Source organism: Pseudomonas sp. LBUM1662, from assembly GCF_059695915.1.
Genome location: NZ_CP166793.1, coordinates 6,648,247 through 6,665,728 on the forward strand (window position 1 = coordinate 6,648,247; position 17,482 = coordinate 6,665,728).

The 17,482-nt window shown below is 58.3% G+C and carries 11 protein-coding genes; 7 read left to right on the top strand and 4 right to left on the bottom strand.

Features of this window, described 5'->3' with window-relative positions; all coding sequences use genetic code 11:
• Nucleotides 1-146: 146 nt before the first annotated feature.
• A complete protein-coding gene (locus ACA049_RS30360) occupies nucleotides 147-4,739 on the top strand; it encodes a dermonecrotic toxin domain-containing protein (RefSeq protein WP_497332020.1) in 4,593 nt (1,530 codons plus the stop codon).
• 147 nt (nucleotides 4,740-4,886) lie between these two features.
• Complete coding sequence (locus ACA049_RS30365; RefSeq protein WP_497332022.1) at nucleotides 4,887-9,422, top strand: dermonecrotic toxin domain-containing protein; 4,536 nt, start codon at nucleotides 4,887-4,889, stop codon at nucleotides 9,420-9,422.
• A 4-nt stretch (nucleotides 9,423-9,426) separates the two neighbouring features.
• Here the strand turns inward: ACA049_RS30365 and pdxR are convergent, their stop codons facing one another.
• Nucleotides 9,427-10,977: a MocR-like pyridoxine biosynthesis transcription factor PdxR gene (pdxR, locus tag ACA049_RS30370; RefSeq protein ID WP_497332024.1), complete on the bottom strand. Its 1,551-nt coding sequence runs from the start codon at nucleotides 10,975-10,977 to the stop codon at nucleotides 9,427-9,429.
• A gap of 91 nt (nucleotides 10,978-11,068) precedes the next feature.
• On the opposite strand from pdxR, the gene ACA049_RS30375 reads away from it, so the two are divergent.
• From ACA049_RS30375 to ACA049_RS30385, 3 genes are read left to right on the top strand one after another with little or no spacing between them, the layout of a single operon-like run.
• On the top strand, nucleotides 11,069-11,692 hold the full coding sequence (locus ACA049_RS30375; protein WP_497332026.1) for an FMN-binding negative transcriptional regulator: 624 nt from the start codon (nucleotides 11,069-11,071) through the stop codon (nucleotides 11,690-11,692).
• Nucleotides 11,693-11,701: 9 nt separating this feature from the next.
• Nucleotides 11,702-12,148 (top strand): GNAT family N-acetyltransferase, encoded by a 447-nt coding sequence (locus ACA049_RS30380; RefSeq protein ID WP_497332028.1) that lies wholly within the window; start codon nucleotides 11,702-11,704, stop codon nucleotides 12,146-12,148.
• Between the two features lie 17 nt (nucleotides 12,149-12,165).
• Nucleotides 12,166-12,837, top strand: a complete 672-nt coding sequence (locus ACA049_RS30385) for a GNAT family N-acetyltransferase (RefSeq protein ID WP_497332030.1) — start codon at nucleotides 12,166-12,168, stop codon at nucleotides 12,835-12,837.
• A gap of 118 nt (nucleotides 12,838-12,955) precedes the next feature.
• Here ACA049_RS30385 and ACA049_RS30390 read toward each other — a convergent pair whose 3' ends face one another.
• Nucleotides 12,956-13,855, bottom strand: a complete 900-nt coding sequence (locus tag ACA049_RS30390) for a homocysteine S-methyltransferase family protein (RefSeq protein ID WP_497332032.1) — start codon at nucleotides 13,853-13,855, stop codon at nucleotides 12,956-12,958.
• Between the two features lie 111 nt (nucleotides 13,856-13,966).
• On the opposite strand from ACA049_RS30390, the gene ACA049_RS30395 reads away from it, so the two are divergent.
• Together ACA049_RS30395 and ACA049_RS30400 are read left to right on the top strand one after the other, a co-directional pair.
• Entirely contained in the window at nucleotides 13,967-14,788 is an 822-nt protein-coding gene (locus ACA049_RS30395) for an ABC transporter substrate-binding protein (protein WP_094469920.1), read from the top strand.
• Nucleotides 14,785-15,621 (top strand): amino acid ABC transporter permease, encoded by an 837-nt coding sequence (locus ACA049_RS30400; protein ID WP_497332034.1) that lies wholly within the window; start codon nucleotides 14,785-14,787, stop codon nucleotides 15,619-15,621. Before ACA049_RS30395 ends, ACA049_RS30400 begins: the two co-directional genes overlap by 4 nt.
• A gap of 76 nt (nucleotides 15,622-15,697) precedes the next feature.
• Here ACA049_RS30400 and ACA049_RS30405 read toward each other — a convergent pair whose 3' ends face one another.
• Together ACA049_RS30405 and ACA049_RS30410 are read right to left on the bottom strand one after the other, a co-directional pair.
• Complete coding sequence (locus tag ACA049_RS30405) at nucleotides 15,698-15,976, bottom strand: helix-turn-helix domain-containing protein (protein WP_461956376.1); 279 nt, start codon at nucleotides 15,974-15,976, stop codon at nucleotides 15,698-15,700.
• Nucleotides 15,973-17,325 carry a HipA domain-containing protein gene (locus ACA049_RS30410; RefSeq protein ID WP_497332037.1) on the bottom strand — a complete coding sequence of 451 codons (1,353 nt, stop codon included), beginning with the start codon at nucleotides 17,323-17,325 and terminating at the stop codon, nucleotides 15,973-15,975. Before ACA049_RS30410 ends, ACA049_RS30405 begins: the two co-directional genes overlap by 4 nt.
• Nucleotides 17,326-17,482: the final 157 nt, after the last annotated feature.

The following is a 17,482-nucleotide window of genomic DNA, read 5'->3' on the forward strand; positions in this document are numbered from 1 at the left end:
CGCCTGAAAACCGAGACCCGCGCCGATGCGGGTCTTTTTTTGCCTGCACTATTTATGTACCGCCAGACACATCGGAACGCCCGATACCTTCCCCTGACCCCGCGCTGCACACTCAAAAGCGGCGCGTCCTCAGTCAGGAGACGACCATGCCAGACACCACTGCCCCAAGTGCAGAAGAAGTACTGACCCAACTGGTCACCGGCCCCTCGATCAGAGAGGTCGCAGCGACCGCATTGAGCCCGGCGCTCGACGCGCTGTATCCGCTGTTGAAGATTGACCCGACGCTCGCCACGGTCGTCACCCCGACCTGGATCGATACCGGCACCGAGGTCGTGCCCGGCCATAACGTGTATGAATCGCTCACCGACGTGCTGGTACGACTCGGTTTGTCGGGATCGACCGTGACGCTCATCGATGGTGAACATTTCCTGACCCTGCAACCGGGCACTGAACCGCTGGCTCAACTGCCTGTGAAGATCAATGGCATCGGGTGCTTGCTCAATACGCTCGCACCGCAGCTGTTCATCGCTTATCAGCAACAGCAACTTGATTACTGGAACCAGGAGACAGGCCCTTCGACCCCGCGCTGGCATTCGCTTTCGCAATCGCTGCAGAACATCTGGAGCCCCGATCCCGCCTCGAATCGGGATGCTGATCAACAAGCGATGGCCCAAGCCGTGTTCAATCATCCGGATCGTGCAACACGGCGATCACAATCACAGGACAAGTACCAGACCAAGGCCTGTCTGATCGAAATCGATCGGATGGAAAACGCGGTGAGCGAACATCTGCGTGTTCTGGATATCGCCGTGTTCGTGGGCACATTGGGCACGCGAACCCTGGTGCTGACGCACTCGATTGCTGAAGGGTTCAGGTATTTCGACTCAATGGCGGCACTGGGTGAAACACTGTTCGCCCACCCTGGAACGTCAAGCCGCGAGCTGACTCTGCAATGGCGTCTGTATGAACCCGAGGGCAATTTCTTTCACCAGCAGGCTTGCGCGCTGATTGCACTCGAAGTCGAAGCCATCGGTACGTTCACTACGTTTCAGCGCGCTTCTCCTACGAGGCTTTCACCCCAAGTCAGTGCCGCAGCAAAAAGCTTCACTGAGTTTGAAGCCCTGCCGTCGTCGCGCTTCAACAAGGTTCAGGGGTTACTGAGCGGATGGATGAAAGAGGCTTCGTCGGCGGACCTCACCCGCTACAGCCGACACTTGATGGACCTGGCGCAGCTGCGGGAACAGGACGCCGGAAAAACCTTCGACGAAGGCATCGCGTCACTGCCCGAATTTGCGCTGCAAACCTTGCGAGAGCAGATGATCAAGGATCATCCAACGGCAAAAGGCCTGGACCTGCAAGACATTGAAATCAGCATCACCAGCGTCGTGGTGCTGGGCGCAGTCGTGGTACCTGGCAAGACGCAAACCACCACGCTGTCGCTGATCGAGTTGGCGCTGCAAAACCTGATGGCCGTTCCGCTGGGCAACAAGACGGTGAGTTACAAAAACGGCGACGCAGTGCCTGCGTGGATGACTCCCTCCTATCTGGAAAACCTCGTCACGCAGGTGGATATCGGTGCGGTTTATCCAGCGTTGATCAAGCGCAAACTGCTTGACGCCCCGCACGAAACGTTACGCCGCCAGGCACTTTACACCCGCCACCTGCGTGTCCAGCTGCCCTTGCAGGCACTGCAACACAAGATGCGCGGCGAGGCCGGAATTGATGAGCGGGGTTACCAGTACGTGAATGCGGCCCTGCAGGAAAACGCTGCCGATCGCAGTGTGAACGGACAGGAAATTGTCATTCGACCGTTGGCCTTTATGACCGGTGATCGCCCGGGTAGCAAAGGCGATGAAGTCGCCAACATGTTTGTCATTGGGCCGCGGCCCACCGACAAAGGACCGTGCCTGCTCTACCGGCCCTTGCTCGCCCCCTCGCTGACGCAGTACCCGAACGAGGCCAACCTGCTGTATGCGATCAAGCACGAGAAAACCCTTCGCCAATCGATCCTGGCCTGGCTGTCCGATGATGTGCGCTTCAACTACTCCCAGTATGTGTTTTCGGGTGAGTTGCCTTCGGTCTGGACGCTGACCCAATTGCTGGTCGATCCCACCTCAGCCCTGGGCAAGATGGGCGCGGTGTCGCTCAGTGCTGCACCCCTTGATGACGCGCCACTGGCGACCCTGTTCAAAGCCAACGCCAACGCCATGGTTACCCTGGCTGACCGTCAATCGGTGTCCAACGCGCAAGCTCGCTGGGCAACGTTCAAGCACGGCGCATGGATGCTGTTCAATGTCGCGCTGCCCTTCCTTGGTCGCACCGCCGGGGTTGGCGCGTGGATCTGGCAGATCATGGACGACTTGCAGGACGTTACCGATGCCGCAGAGGACGACGACAGCCAACTCGCCTGGTCCGCCCTGACCGATCTGCTGTTGACGCTCGGCATGGTACTGGCCCATCGGGCGGCCACTCGAAATAAACCGATTTCGCGGCCATTAGAAAAAATCGAGCCGCCAGCCGTAACGCCCGAAAGCAAGTCTGCCCATAAAGTCACGGTCAGCCATCTGCCCGACCTCAGCCAGCTTCTGCCCTCCCATGAGACGACTCTGCACGCCATCGCTACGCTGCCGCCTGCCTCCTTGGGCGTATTGCTTGATGAACTGGCCATCGCCGAACCCAAGGGAATGGCAGCCGCCTCCAGCGTATCCGGTCCTCACCAACACCTCAGTTCACTCAATGGAAAATGGTATGCGAAGGTTGGCCAGCGATGGTTCGAAGTCACCCTCAACGACAATAGCGATGTACAAATCATTGACTCACGCCGGTCTCCCGCACGCACCGGCCCGTTGCTGATCAAGAACGCCAGAGGCGAATGGTTCATCGATACACGGCTGAGGCTTAGGGCCGGGGGCAGAGAGAAACAACGGCTGGAACAACAAAACAGGCAACGCCAGGCTGAACTGAAACAGCAAATGATTGCGTTCGAAAGCCAGGCCAAAATCCGGGAGACAGAACTCAAGGAAGCGCAAAAGAACGCGCAGGCGCCTGCCGCTACCGACACCCATCGCCGCTTGTACCTCGAAATGCTCGACGCGCAGATCTCTTCCTTCAGCGCCAACATCGAACAGATGAACGCGTTCAATGCTCGCGAAGCCATTCCCAATTATCGAAAAGCGATGGTCAGCCGCCTCGATGTCCAGCTATCGCTGCTGGAAAAATGGTTCGCCCACCAGCGTCCTGTTTTCGAAAACCAGATGCGTCTTTCCCTCGCTCTTCTCGACACACCTCCCCTGGAAAACGCCCAGGCCGCCCGACGCACCTATCAGCACACGAGCGACCTGACCGAAGGCTACATCAGCAAAATCGAGTTCGCGCATTCGCGTTTCGAGCAGCTGAACCTGCTCGGCAAAGAAGCCATCGAAGTGATTCGCGACGTCAAATCCAACATGCCGTCGTTTGATTTACAGGACCTCAAACTGTTCCAGATCACACTGGGGCAAGAGCTGTGCCTCGACAACGTGATTACGGCCGAGCCTGAAGCGCGCCAGGCCCTGGAGGATGTTGTCGAAAACGCCGCCCTCGCCATTCAGGCTTCACTGGACCTGGCCACTGACGAAGAGGTGCGGCGTTTACCGGAACGGATCGATGGGCTCAGCGATCTGGTGGAGCAACTCACGATCACCGACCAGCGCATCGTCGATTTGCCCACCGAGTTTCCCGGTCAGTTCCTGCAACCACCGCTCGACTTGATGCGCCAACGTATCGACGGGTTTCAAAAGCGCACCGTGAAGCACCTGGCGAGTCTGCTGCGCGAACGCCAGGTTCTGGAGCCGCAAGCGGGCCCCTCACGCCTGCCGACGGTTCCCGCCAAGCGAATCATCAAGACCCGTTACAAAGGGACGGTGGTGGGCCAGCTACGCGCCAACCCCACGGCGCAGGGGCCAGAACTGATCGACGTAACCTCGGCGTTGACCGGCAAAGTCATCTCGACCTTTCATGAGAAGACCCCGGGCGTCTGGGTTGAAAGAGTGTCACCAAAACCGGTTTCCTCCGTCGTCGTCCAACCCGACCTGAGCGCAAGTACGGTACACGGTCAGTCATTGCTGGATGGGCTGGAGGCGTTCATTCGTCGAACGCAAGCCCACTCAAAAGGCACGCGGCGAATACCCGTGGAGATAGAGGAGATGTTTCATCTGCAGGCCCATCGACTGCAGGACGCCGCCAGCGCAATCGACGAAGCGCTGACCGCGATTAACTCCACCGAGGGCGGCCCGGGATCTGCCGCCACGCTGGCCAAGCAGCTGAACGACGGGGCAACCAGACTCTACAATCAGGGACGCGAGACCCGAATCAGCATGACCAAACTACAACTGCCGACGGCGGAGCGCGTCCGGTGGTTGCAAAGCGCGGGGCAGGTCGACATCGTCAAGAGCCCCGGTCGACGCTTGCTCAAAAGCCGCAAAAGAGACTACCTCGAGGAATTTGAGATCCGTGATCGCAGCACTCAAAAAGTGCTGTGGTACGCCCACTTCCACTATTCGGCACCCGCATCGCCTGTACAAACCTTCACGGCGGCGCACCTGAAAACCGTGCAACAACGGCTGCTGGGGGGTGCATCCGAAGCTCGCGGCGCGAATGACGATCTCCAGGCGATCTCGATCTACCGTAGCGAGATCAGTCCGCAACTGGCGACCACACTGTTCTTCGCAAAAGTGCCGGCCTCGACCTCAGGATCGTAAGCCATACGATGCGCTGAACCGGAGACCCGCATTCGCGGGTCTTTTTTTCCCGCGATATTTATCTACCACCTCGAGGGGGCGGCGCCTGATTACCTTCGGTGCACCAAGAGGCTTTCCTGGCCTCGTCATTGCCCTCAGGTATCCGCCATGAGCAACACCACTTCACCGCCTCAAAATGATTCGACGCCCTTGGTGGAAACCAGTGACCTGGTGAGCCTGACCAGCCACGGCCCGATGCTCAGCGAAGTGGCTTCGCACCAGCTGCGCCAGACACTGGAAAAGTCCTGGCCGCAATTGCAGCTCGACCCTGATAAAACCTACGTCGCCACGCCTCAATGGCTCATCGTGAACGACCGCATCGAGGCAGGCACGACCGGGTTCGAATCACTGACCTTGGCATTGATGCGCCAAGGCCTGTATGGAACGAAAGCCAACTATTTCGAAGGCGAGCATTTCCTGACACTCGAGCCGGACAGCAAAAACCCGGTTCACCTCGCTGTCAGCATTGAGGACATCGCAAAAATGCTCAATGACTCGGCGTCGATACTGTTCGTCGAGGTTCAAGTACGGCAACTGGCGTTCTGGAACGCCAAGGGGCGTGCGATCCCCCGCTGGCAAGAGCTTTCCGACACGCTGCGCAAGGCCCTGAACGTGCAGACGGTCAAAGGCTGGGACGCCGATGAATGCGCGATGGCGCGGGAGGTGTTCAGCGCCCCGGACAAAACCACCCGCAAAAATTCAAACAACGAATTCTCCACCATTCAGGCATGCCTGCTGGATATCGACATCGTCGAGAATGACATCCCTCGCCATCTGTTGATTGGCGGTGCTCTGGTGCTCAAGGCCACGTATCGCTCGCGCCAATTGCTGGTGATGTACACCATCGAGCGCGCCTACGAGTCGTTCAGTTCGATGGAAGAACTGGGTAACGTGCTTCCCGCACGCCTGGAAGAACAACAGTCAGGACACGCCCTGACGTGGCGGCTTTACGAACCGCAAGGCAACATCTTCGACCACATGGCATGGGCTTTGGTGTCCTCACAACTGGATGCCATCAACGCATTGCCGTTTCTTGAAACGCCGACAAACGATGATGTCGAGCTCGAAACCGGGTTCAGCCCCACCGAGAAAGCGCAACTGCTGCAACTGAACAACGCGATTCCCGATTGGTTGCGCAACGCCTCGTCCAACGAGATTCAAGACTACAGCCGTTACATCAGCGCTCTGGGCAAGCTGTATCGTCAACCGGACAGCAAACTGGCCCGATCCGAGATTCCGTCCATCACCGATTACGCTCAGCGGCGGATGCGTGAAGCGATCATCGCTGACCCCCTGGCGGTCGGCGCCGAGAATCTTGCGCTGGATAATCTGCGGATCAAAATCACCAACAGTTTTACCGCCGACAATTTCATCCTCCCCAACCCTCTCGATCAGCGCATTGAAACGCTGGCCGAGTTCGCGCTGGAGAACGAAGCGCCCTACATGGCGACGGTGTTTTTCAAGGGTGGGGAGTCGGTTCCGGATTGGCTGACAGCGGAATTTCTGACCACCCTGTCAGCCCGACTGGACGTTGGCAAAGCGTATCCCGAACTGATCAAGCCCAAGCTTCTGGAAGACCCGGTCGCTTCCAGACGTCAGGAACACTTCTATCGCGGTCAATTGAGTTCCCTGCTGCCGCTTCTGGCACTGGAGGCCAGATTCAATCCTGAAACCGGTGTGGACGAACGCGGCTATCAATACGTCTGCGAGCTGTTCGACGCCGATGTCAAAACCAAAACCATCGCGCTCTACTCGCTGACGATGACGCCGCAACATCGCTTGATCAGCAGCAGCGACACGGTGGACAACATGTTCATCATCAGCCCGCGAGACGCACACAATGGGCCTTGCCTGCTGTATCGCCCGATGCTTGATGATTCGCTGCTGCAGTTTCCTTCCAGGCAAAACCTTTTGTACGCGTTGCACCAACCCGGCGACCTCAGGGATTCGGTACTGGCGTGGTTGCCCGATAAAACCCTGAGCGTTGAATACGCGCAGTATGTGTTCCCAACCGGGCTGCCCTCTCCCTGGCTGATCGCGGAACAAGTGGTCAATCCCTTGCAGCGGGCAGACAAGTTCGGGCGCGTGGTTGTCGACAGTGTCGAGATCACCGGCGATATTCTGTCGGCGTTGTTCAAAAGCAACGCGCGGGCGCTGGTCAGCCTCGCTGACCGGCAATCGCAGTCCAATGCCGAACGGCGCTGGAGTGTGTTGAAGGACAGTGGGTGGGCACTGTTCAACGTCGCCTCGAACTTCCTTAGTGGTGCCGTAGGCACTGCTGTCTGGGTCTGGCAAACCATCAATCAGATTCAACAGGCACTTGATGCCCATGACCGGGATGATCGCTTCATCGAATGGACTTCGGTGTCGGACGTTCTGCTGGCGATCGGCATTATCCTCAGCCATCACGCCGTGATGCGACGGAAAAGGGTTTCAAGCAAACCTCGAACTGAACCGTTGTCGAAGGAGAAAGCACCAGAATCCATCGTCAAGCCCGTGACCGTCACGCACGATACCTCCCCGCTGCCCCCGGACCTTCCGCCCAGTCACCTTTCCTCGCTGGAACTGGCAGGATCGGTTCCACGCCGAACACCGACAGCACTGGGCGTCTACCTGGACACACTCAAAGTCGCGGCCCCTGATATTTCCAGCGAAAACGTGACAACAGTTAAGGACGCGCCTCCGCATTATTACCAATACAACTTCAGAAACTACGCACAGGTGGGGGATCGGTGGTTTTACATCGACGTGAAAGGCGACGAAGGGGCTCATATCGTTTACCCGGATCAGCCTGCGCGAAACGGTCCGATGCTGATGGATAACGGCAAAGGGCAATGGGTGCTCGACCTGAGTCTGCGCTTGCGAGGCGGTGGCGGGAATGCGTTCAGCCGCCATCAGGAGGCGGCCAACGAGCAGCGCCGAATCAATCTGGATGACGCCCTGAACACCTTTAAAAACGAGGAAAAGAACAAGGAAGCCGAGCTGCTCAGGCTCTATACCGAACTCCATCAGACCGGCGCCGAAGACTATGATCAAAAAACGGCGGCGTACCTGGAAAAACTCGATGCAACGATCGACGAATACCGCCAGGCGCTACAACAACTAGGCGAATGGCGTGCCCTCGGCGGGACGGAAAACTACCGGGAAAATTTGCTGCGCATGAGCATTGTGTTGCAGAAAAACGTGTCCTTGTGGTTTGTCATCAAACGGTCCGAATATGGTCAGGCCATCAGTGTCATGACTCAATCAGGACAGACAGAACCGGTCCCCAGACAAACCTACGTCGACAACATCCAGCAAGCGACCGACGTCGGCCGGGAGATGATTGAAAAACTGAACCTGTCGACGTCGACACTCGAGGGGATGCACGCGGCAGGGCGACCTGGCATAGAGCGCGCCATTGAAATCAGAAAACTGACACCTTCGTTTACCGTGCTGGATCTCAAGGCCAACGAGATCGGCATGGCGCAGGAGCTGTGCATCAACGAGCAGGCCAGCCCCTTAATGCAGCAAGCCCGGAACGCGGTGGGCAAGATCGTTGTGAGCGCCGCGAAGGCCGCGATTCAAATAGCGGAGCTGGCGAAAATCAAAAACGAGCACTCCGGTGTTCAAGTGAACGTCGAAGCGTTGAGCCATCTCTTGGAGACGTTTGCCGATGCCGAACAGCGCATTCTCGAACTGCCGGACACTTATCCGGGGCTGGTCAGGCAGCCCCGGCTCGAACACCTGCGCGCACTCATCGACGAGTTCGCACAACTGGCACAAGACCGACTGCAAATGTTGTTGCCGGAACCTGAGCCGCTCGCGCCGCAAACACCTGTAGAAAGAGCGCAACCGGGCCCGTCCCGCCCACCGGTCAAAGTGCGCAAGACCCGGCCACGGGACGCCGGCAAAAACGAAACCGCAAAATCGAAGGAGGAGTCGCTTAAGCCATTTACGCCAGCCATCTACCACGCACCTGCCCCCGTGTTGGACGATCTGGAAACGTTAGAGGCGGGGCTTGAGCTGAGCGCGGACGCCGGCAAGTTCATCGAAATCACCCGCAAAGATGCGCTACTGCCCCGCCGCATTCCGGCGGACATGCAGGATCTGTTCGATCAACAGGCACTGAAACTGGATCAGGCTGCCAGCAGCGTTGATCAAGCCCTGATCAACCTCAAAAAGACCGAAGATTCCACACCCCCCGTCGCCACCCTGAGTGTCGGACTGCGAGAGGCCGCCACCCGCTTGCGCAAGGAAGGCGTCAGTGTCCGGGCGGGGCTGTACAAACGGCGCAAACCGACCCAAAGCGCTTTCAAATGGCTGCATGAAAACGGCCAGCTCGATATCAGCCGCGACAAACGAGGGCGCATCCAGACCCGAGGACTCGGCGACTTTTTCCAGGAATACCGGATTGTCGAGAAGACCAGCAACAAGCCGTTATGGGTGGCGCACTTCCACTATGAAACCTTGACGAGTGCAGCGAGTGCGCCAACGGCCGCCCATATGAAAGTGTCGGATGACTATCTGAAAACACTGGCACCTGAACTGCAGCAGGCCTTGAATACCTTCGAGCCCATCGATGGAGTGTTCAGAAGGATCGAAGCCCCCGGGTTACGCAAACTGTTTCTGGACCTGGAGCCCAAGGCGGGCTCCTCGACTTGATCGCTCAACCGCGCCAGGCCTGTTCCAGTCGCCCAAGTGCAGCAAGGATCGCCGCCTCGGGCACCGCCGCGAACCCCAGTACCAGCCCGGCGCGCTGGTCCGCAGGTTTTGCAGAATCCGGCAACCAGTAGCTGCTCAGCGCGTTGATCTCGACATCAGCACCGGCGGCTTTTTCCACCAGTTCGCGCTCGCGGGCCTGTGAGTCGACCGCCACCGTCAGGTGCAGCCCTGCCGCGACACTCGGCAGGCTGCCGATGCCGGGAATGTTCGGCGGCCAACCGGCCAGCAAGGTATTGCGTCGGCTCAGCGCCGCGCGACGCATGCGGCGGATATGTCGCTGAAAATGCCCGGCGGCCATGAACTCGGCCATAACCGCTTGGGTACTCACCTCGGAATGCCGGACGTCCACCGCTCGACGCTGAGAAAACGCCTGCACCAGCGTTGGCGGCAACACCAGGTAACCCAGGCGTAGTGCCGGAAACGCGACTTTGCCGAACGTCCCGACATACAAGACCCGGCCCTGCCGGTCGAGTGCGGCCAACGGGGCCAGTGGCGCGCCGCTGTAACGGTATTCGCCGTCGTAGTCGTCCTCGACGATCCAGCCCTGGGTGCGTTCGGCCCAGGCCAGCAACTCAAGACGTCGCGCCAGGCTCATCACCACGCCGGTCGGGTATTGGTGTGACGGCGTGACATACGCCAGCCGACAGTCGCTGAGGCCATTCAATTCGTTGCAGTCAATGCCCTCACTGTCCACCGCCACGCCATGCAGTTTCGCACCCGCCACGGCGAACGCATGCCCCGCCGCCCGATACCCCGGATTCTCAATCGCCACCCCATCGCCCGGCTCCACCAGCAGCTGTGCACAAAGGCTAATCCCCTGCTGCGCGCCACTGGTGATCACTATTTGCTCAGCCGAGCACTGCATGCCTCGCGAACTGCGCAAATATGCGGCGATCATGCCGCGCAAACGCTCGTCACCCGCCGGATCGCCGTAACACAGTTGCTGCAAATCCGGTTTGCGCCAGAAAGCCGCATTCAGCTTGGCCCAGACCTCGAAAGGAAACAGATCGAATGCCGGAACGCCGACCCGAAAAGCCTTGGGTGGACCGATTGGCGGTGTCGGCAAATGGTTCTTCTCAACGCGTCCCAGCGCACCGCTGTGGATAACTTTACTGGATGAAACCACAGGCAAATCGAGCCAATTTGTGGATAAGGTTGTGGGTAACCCTGTTGAAAACCCTGTGGATACTTTTGTGGATAGTTTTTTTGCCGAGACCGAGGTCTCGGGCAATTGAGCAACGTAAGTCCCGTCACCGACCCGCCCCTCGATAAACCCTTCCGCGTACAACTGATCGTAGGCTCGCACCACGCTATTGCGGGAAATCGCCAGCGCTGCTGCCAGGTCACGACTGGCCGGCAACCGCGTCCCACTGGCCAATCGTCCATCGAGCACCCGCAGGCGCAAAGCCTGATAGAGCTGGCGACTCAAGCCCTGACGACGATCAAGCTCGATACCAGCGGGGTTGAATGACAGGGACAGCGGCGCTTCGCTCATGACAATGGACCTATGAAATTGGTCATTAATGGCTCTTACAACAGACCATTAGCCTGCCTAGGATGAACGCATTCGCCAAGGAATTATTTCCATGTACAACCCCAGCGGCTTTGCCATCAAAGATTTGACTGAACTGCAGCAGCAGATACTCGACACGCGCCTCGCCATGGTGGTCACCCACGGTGAGCAAGGTCTGCAAGCCAGTCATTTGCCATTGCTGTTCAATCCGGAACAGGGCCCGAATGGCACCCTCTACGGCCACTTCGCCCGGGGCAATCCCCAGTGGAAGGAACTGCAGAACGGCGCCGAAGCCCTGGTGATTTTTGCCGGTGCCGATGCTTACGTCAGCCCGGGGTTTTACCCGAGCAAGGCCGAACACGGCAAAGTCGTGCCGACCTGGAATTACATCGCCGTACACGCTTACGGAACAGCCGAAATATTCACCGATGCCGATCGCCTGCTCAACCTGGTCAGCGCGCTGACCGATCGTCACGAAGCCGGCCGCGCGCAACCGTGGAAGGTTGCTGATGCGCCCGCTGATTACATCGACGGCATGCTCAAGGCCATCGTCGGGTTTGCCCTGCCGATCCAGCGTCTGGAAGGCAAGCGAAAACTCAGCCAGAACCGCAGCACCGCAGACATCGCCGGTGTGCGCGAGGGGCTCGCCGCCAGCCCTGATGTGCACGACCAGGCCCTCGCCCTCTTGATGGTTTAAGGAATGAACATGAGTCAGATTGAAATTCGCCAGGTCAGCGCCGACGATCACGCCGCCTGGTTGCCGCTGTGGCAAGCCTACCTGCGCTTCTACAACACCGAGTTGCCCGAGGCGGTCACTGACAGCACCTGGCAGCGCATGCTCGACCGCAATGAGACGACTCATTCGGCGTTGGCGTGGGTCGACGGCAAAGCGGTCGGCATGGTGAACTTCATCTACCATCGCTCGAACTGGAGCATCGAAAACTCCTGCTACCTTCAAGACTTGTTGGTAACGCCGGAAACTCGCGGCACCGGCATCGGCCGCAAGCTGATCGAATTCGTCTACGCCACCGCCAAAACGGACGGTTGCTGCAAGGTCCACTGGTTGACCCACGAAACCAACGCCACCGCGATCCAGCTCTACGAGCGCATCGCCGAACGCCCAGGTTTCATCCAGTTTCGCAAAGCCCTTTAAGGTTCAAGGAGAACACGATGTCGACTTCACTCGCAGACTGGAAAGGCGTCCCGGCGCCATCGGTTCAAACCCTCGAAGGGCGTTTTATCCGCCTGGAAAAACTCGACCCGGCGCGTCACGCCGAGGGTTTGTGGAAAGCCCTGCAAGGCCCGGGATCAGACCCGAAACTCTGGGACTATTTGCCGTACGGTCCTTTCCCGGAGCGCAGCGCTTTCAACGATTGGCTGAACAACCATGCGGCCAATAGCGACCCGTATTTCTTCAGTGTGATCGACCGTGCCAGCGGTGAGGTGCAGGGCATCCTCAGTCTGATGTCGATCGTCCCGGCGCAAGGTCGAATCGAGATCGGTCACGTCACCTTCGGTGCGCCGATGCAGCGTTCGCCGAAAAGTACCGAGGCGGTTTACTTGCTGGCCAAGGAGTCGTTTGCGCTGGGCTACCGGCGCCTGGAGTGGAAGTGCAACAACGGCAACGCCCGCTCCAAGTACGCGGCGGAACGGTTGGGGTTCAGTTTTGAGGGCGTGTTCCGTCAGCACATGGTGGTCAAGGGGCAGAACCGGGATACGGCGTGGTATTCGATTCTGGATTCGGAATGGCCGGCGATTGGCGCGGGGTTTGAGCGGTGGCTATCCGATGAGAACCAGACGGGGTCCGGGCAGGTGAAAACCCTGGCTGAGTGCCGCGGGTAATTCGTCGACTGTACTGACGTCTTCGCGAGCAAGCCCGCTCCCACATGGGTTATGTGTTGACCACACTTTTGTGATCAACAGATACCCCATGTGGGAGCGGGCTTGCTCGCGAATGACTTCACGCCAATTTCTGGGCAAGCACCGCAATATGCTCCGGCCCAATCCCGCAGCATCCGCCCAGATGACTGGCGCCGCGTGCTTTCCAGTCAGCCGCCCACTGCAGATACCCCGGCGGATCGAGATCCTCACGCAACGGGTCCAGACCGTCGTTGGCCGTGGCCTCTTTCGGTTGTGGCGGGAAGGCATTGGCGTACGCGCCGATGTGTATCGTCACTCCCAAACGCTCGAAGGTTTCCCGCGCCGCATCAATCGCAGCGCCGATCACTTCCGGCTGACTGCAGTTGAACAGCAACGCCTCGACACCCAGCTCGGCAGCCACCGCAGCGGCCTCAGCGACAGGCTCACCCGAACGCAAGCGCGGCACTTCGTCCGTGTCCTCATCCTTCAAGGTAAACGACAGCCAGAACGGCTTTCCGTCCTTCGGCAGACCGGCGTGTATGGCTCGCGCCTCGACGATTGAGCTCTGGGTTTCCGCCAGCCACAGATCGACATGTGGCGCCAAGCCGTTAACCAGCGGCGTCAACAATTCAGTCACCCGAGCAGCGTCAAACAGGTCTGGACGATAGGAGCCGAACAATGGTGGCAGCGAACCGGCCACGCGTACGGCCTTGCCCGAAGCGTCCACCGCACGCCGCGCCAACTCACCGGCCAGCGAAGCGAGGGCCTGCCCTTCAGCCGCAAAACGCTCTTCGCCGATGTGAAACGGCACCACCGCGTAACTGTTGCTGGTGATCACATTGGCGCCGCTGTCGATGTAAGCCGCGTGCACCGCCTCTACCGCTTGCGGGGCTTCGCTCAAGGCCAGCGCCGACCATTCGGGCTGTCTGAAAGGTGCCCCTGCGCGCTGCAGCTCGCGACCCATGCCGCCATCCAGAATTACCGTGCTTGCTGCGCTCATATGCTTTTCACTCATATGCTTATGAAAATAACTCACTACCAGAGTCGTTCTTATAACTATTTAATACGCACCATTCGGTTAATCACAACCAATTTTTTTCAGGGATCGACTGTGAAATTTCAACCACTCCTGGCCCTGGGCCTGACGATTCTGGCTGCCTCCACCCAAGCCTTTGGCGGAGCCACGCTGGACCGCATCGAGCAAAAGAAGGAATTGGTGGGCGTGTTGATGGAAAGCTATCCACCGTTTTCATTCCTCAACGATCAGAACCAGCTCGACGGTTTTGACGTTGATGTGGCCAAAGCCGTGGCGGACAAACTGGGCGTCAAACTGCGCCTCGAAACCCCATCGTGGGATGTGATCGCCGCCGGCCGCTGGAGCGGCCGTTACGACATCTGCGTCTGCTCGATGACGCCGAGCAAGGCACGGGCCGAAGTCTTCGATTTCCCGGTCGAGTACTACGCTTCGCCAGCGGTGATCGTGGTCAACGCCAAGGATGATCGCATCCACAGCGCCAAAGACCTCAGCGGCAAGAAAGTCGGCCTCACCAGCGCCTCCAGCTACGAAAGTTACCTGAACAAAAACCTGGTGATCGAAGGCGCTGAAGACACCCAACTGCAGTACCCGTTCGAGGACGTGCAGATCGCGCCGTATGACACCGACAACGTGGCGTTCCAGGACCTGGGCCTGGGTGCCGGCGTGCGACTGGATGCGATCCTCACCAACCTCGTCACCGCGCAACCGCGCCTGACCGAAGACAAACGCTTCAAGCTGGCCGGCGAGCCGCTGTACTCGGAGCCGAACTCGGTGGCCATCGAGAAAGGCGACGCGCAGTGGGACGCCAAGGTGCGTGAAGTCTTTGCGCAACTGAAACAGGACGGCACCCTGAGCAAGCTCTCGCAAAAATGGATCGGCGCCGACATCAGCCAATGACTTCTTTCCCGACACCTCCTCAGCCGCCGCAACCGGTGGCTGAGTCGCGGCTGCAACGCGTCTTCGGTTTCCGCACACGGCTGTACCTGACGTGGGCGGCGATGTTCGGTTTGTTCGCCAGTTTCTTCCTGAGCTTCGACCTGAAGTTCTCGATCATCCTCGACAAACTGCCCAACCTGATCGGCCTGCACCTGGCGCCAAACGGCTTCCTGCAAGGCGCAGCGCTGACGTTGTTTCTGTGCCTGGCCTCAATCGTCACGTCGTCGCTGCTGGGTTTCATCACCGCCCTGGCGCGGCTGTCGAAAAGCGCCGTGGCCTTCGGCATCGCCAGTTTCTACGCCTCGTTCTTTCGCGGCACACCGCTGCTGATCCAGATCCTGCTGATCTACCTCGGCCTGCCGCAACTGGGCGTCGTCCCCGGCGCAGTCACCGCCGGCATCATCGCCCTGTCACTGAACTACGGCGCCTACCTGAGCGAAATTTTCCGCGCCGGCATCCTCGGCGTCCCCCACGGCCAACGCGAAGCCTCCCTGGCACTGGGCATGCGCGAAACCGTGATCTTCTGGCGTGTCACCCTGCCCCAGGCCATGCGCACCATCATCCCGCCGACCACCAACCAATTCATCTCGATGCTCAAGGACTCGTCGCTGATCTCGGTGATGGGGGTTTGGGAAGTGATGTTCCTGGCGCAATCGTACGGGCGGTCGAGCTATCGGTATATCGAGATGCTGACGACGGCGGCGATTATTTACTGGGTGATGTCGATCGGGCTGGAGCTGATTCAGGCGAGAATGGAGCGGCAATATGGGAAGGCGTATTTGAGTCGGAGTTAATTTAAGGATCGCTGCCTCCGAAGGGCAGCAATCCATGGACGCCATCTTTAAGGGGGCGCCAGTGCGTGGTGCAGAATCAGCTTAAGTCGCGCCGAATCCGCACTACGCCCATCTTCAGTCCAAACGGTCTGAACACGGCATTCAGCGATTTCAGCGTCTGATTCCCTTCTCCATGTTCGATATGCACCAGCGTGCGCACCGAGATTTTGCACATTTTTGCGAATTGGGTCTGGTGCAGACCTGTGACCTCTACTCTTAATCGGCGAACCGCTTCGCTGATCTCAAGAGTGCCTTGAGCCAGCGCTTCCTGGATGCTTTCGATGAGTACAGTACGCTCGGCAACGGTCATGCTCATTTCAGGTCCCACTCTTTCAAACGCTGCTCCAGATTTTTCAAGGCGATTCGCGGGTGATTCATTGTCGCGTCAGGCAAACCACTGGCGGTCAAAATGTCAGGGAGTGCTGCCAGATACTTGGCATCCTCGCGCAATCGCTCAAAAGAGTTCGGCGCGTCACTCAACGCAGCTAATGGATCATTTGGATCGGTAATGTCGGCCAATGCTCGACATACGCCACGCCAATCAACGTCACCTGCTCTCTCCAGCTCTTTTGGCCACTTGGTAGTGCGTGTCACACCTTCGTCGTCCATCACCATAGGCGCCAGATCATAGATCGGTGCTAAACGAAACGAAGCTGTGTCCCGAATGACTGCAGTGTTGCGGCCATGATTATCTGAGTTGCCGAGGATTTTATTGAGCAGATCCCGACGAAGGTAGTCAGCAACAAGATCCGGAATTTGGTCCGTCTGCCCCGCATCACGCCAGAGCCTGGCAAGTAGCCGGATAACGTCCATGTGGTCCATCGCACTACCGGGCGTGGTTATTTGTGCCAAAGAATAGATCGACTCCACGGCAAAACGCTCGACACCCTGAGGGGTCACTTGCCGATCAAAACGCTGCATCCACAAACTCGGTTTGGTCGCCTCTTCCAACGCCAAGCCCTGTTCTGCCACCGTTTCGATGCCTAGTTTTTGTAGTGCCTTGTAGTAGTGGTATTCGCTTCTGAGGATGTCTTGATCGTTCCTGTTCCCTTTGTTGCGAGAGAACTTCACGAACCAGTGTTGGGTAACGTCTGCGTCGTCCAGCACTGCATCCGGGTATAAATTTCCATCCTTACACTGAGCTAACAAAAGTTTGGGCGCCTCGCCCCCCGCCCCCGTTGCCCCACCAATAGCGGCGCCTTGCTCATAGGCATATTCGAGAAACCGGTTATCACGACTAATGACGTCTTGGCGTTTAAACCCTATAGGCTCGCGCTGGTCTACCGCCTCGGCGGATTCCTTTATGCGCATATTGCCTATCGGTGCAAGAGTGCTTTTGGCCAGTAAATAGAGGTCGGCACCGACGTCAGCAGGCTTGTCGCGACCTACGTGTGCCAGCAGAAATTTCTTGGCGGCACCGGCGGGTGCAATGTCGTGAAGAAATGCTGGTGCATTGGATCGCTTGCCCTCCCATTCCAAGGGAAACCTGGCACTCACTGCCTTGGCAAATGGAGCTCCAATGTCCTCAATATTTTCGACGAGATAAGGTGTTGCGTAGCCGAAGTTACATCGACTTTCGAATCCTTTTTCAGGACTGTCGAAGCTCAAGACCATGGCGTCGTGCCATTTCCCTGTAATGAAGATTTGTAAAGTCAGGTTGTACATGCCATCGCCACCTGCATTTAAATGCATTTTTGGGAGATTTTTTAAGCCTTGCGTGCAATATAGTGCATTTGTGATGCCCTAGGCACTCGCTTGACCGCATTAAAATGCAGATAGAGAACTGTTGGCAGTTGGAATATGCAAAATAATGCAGATACAG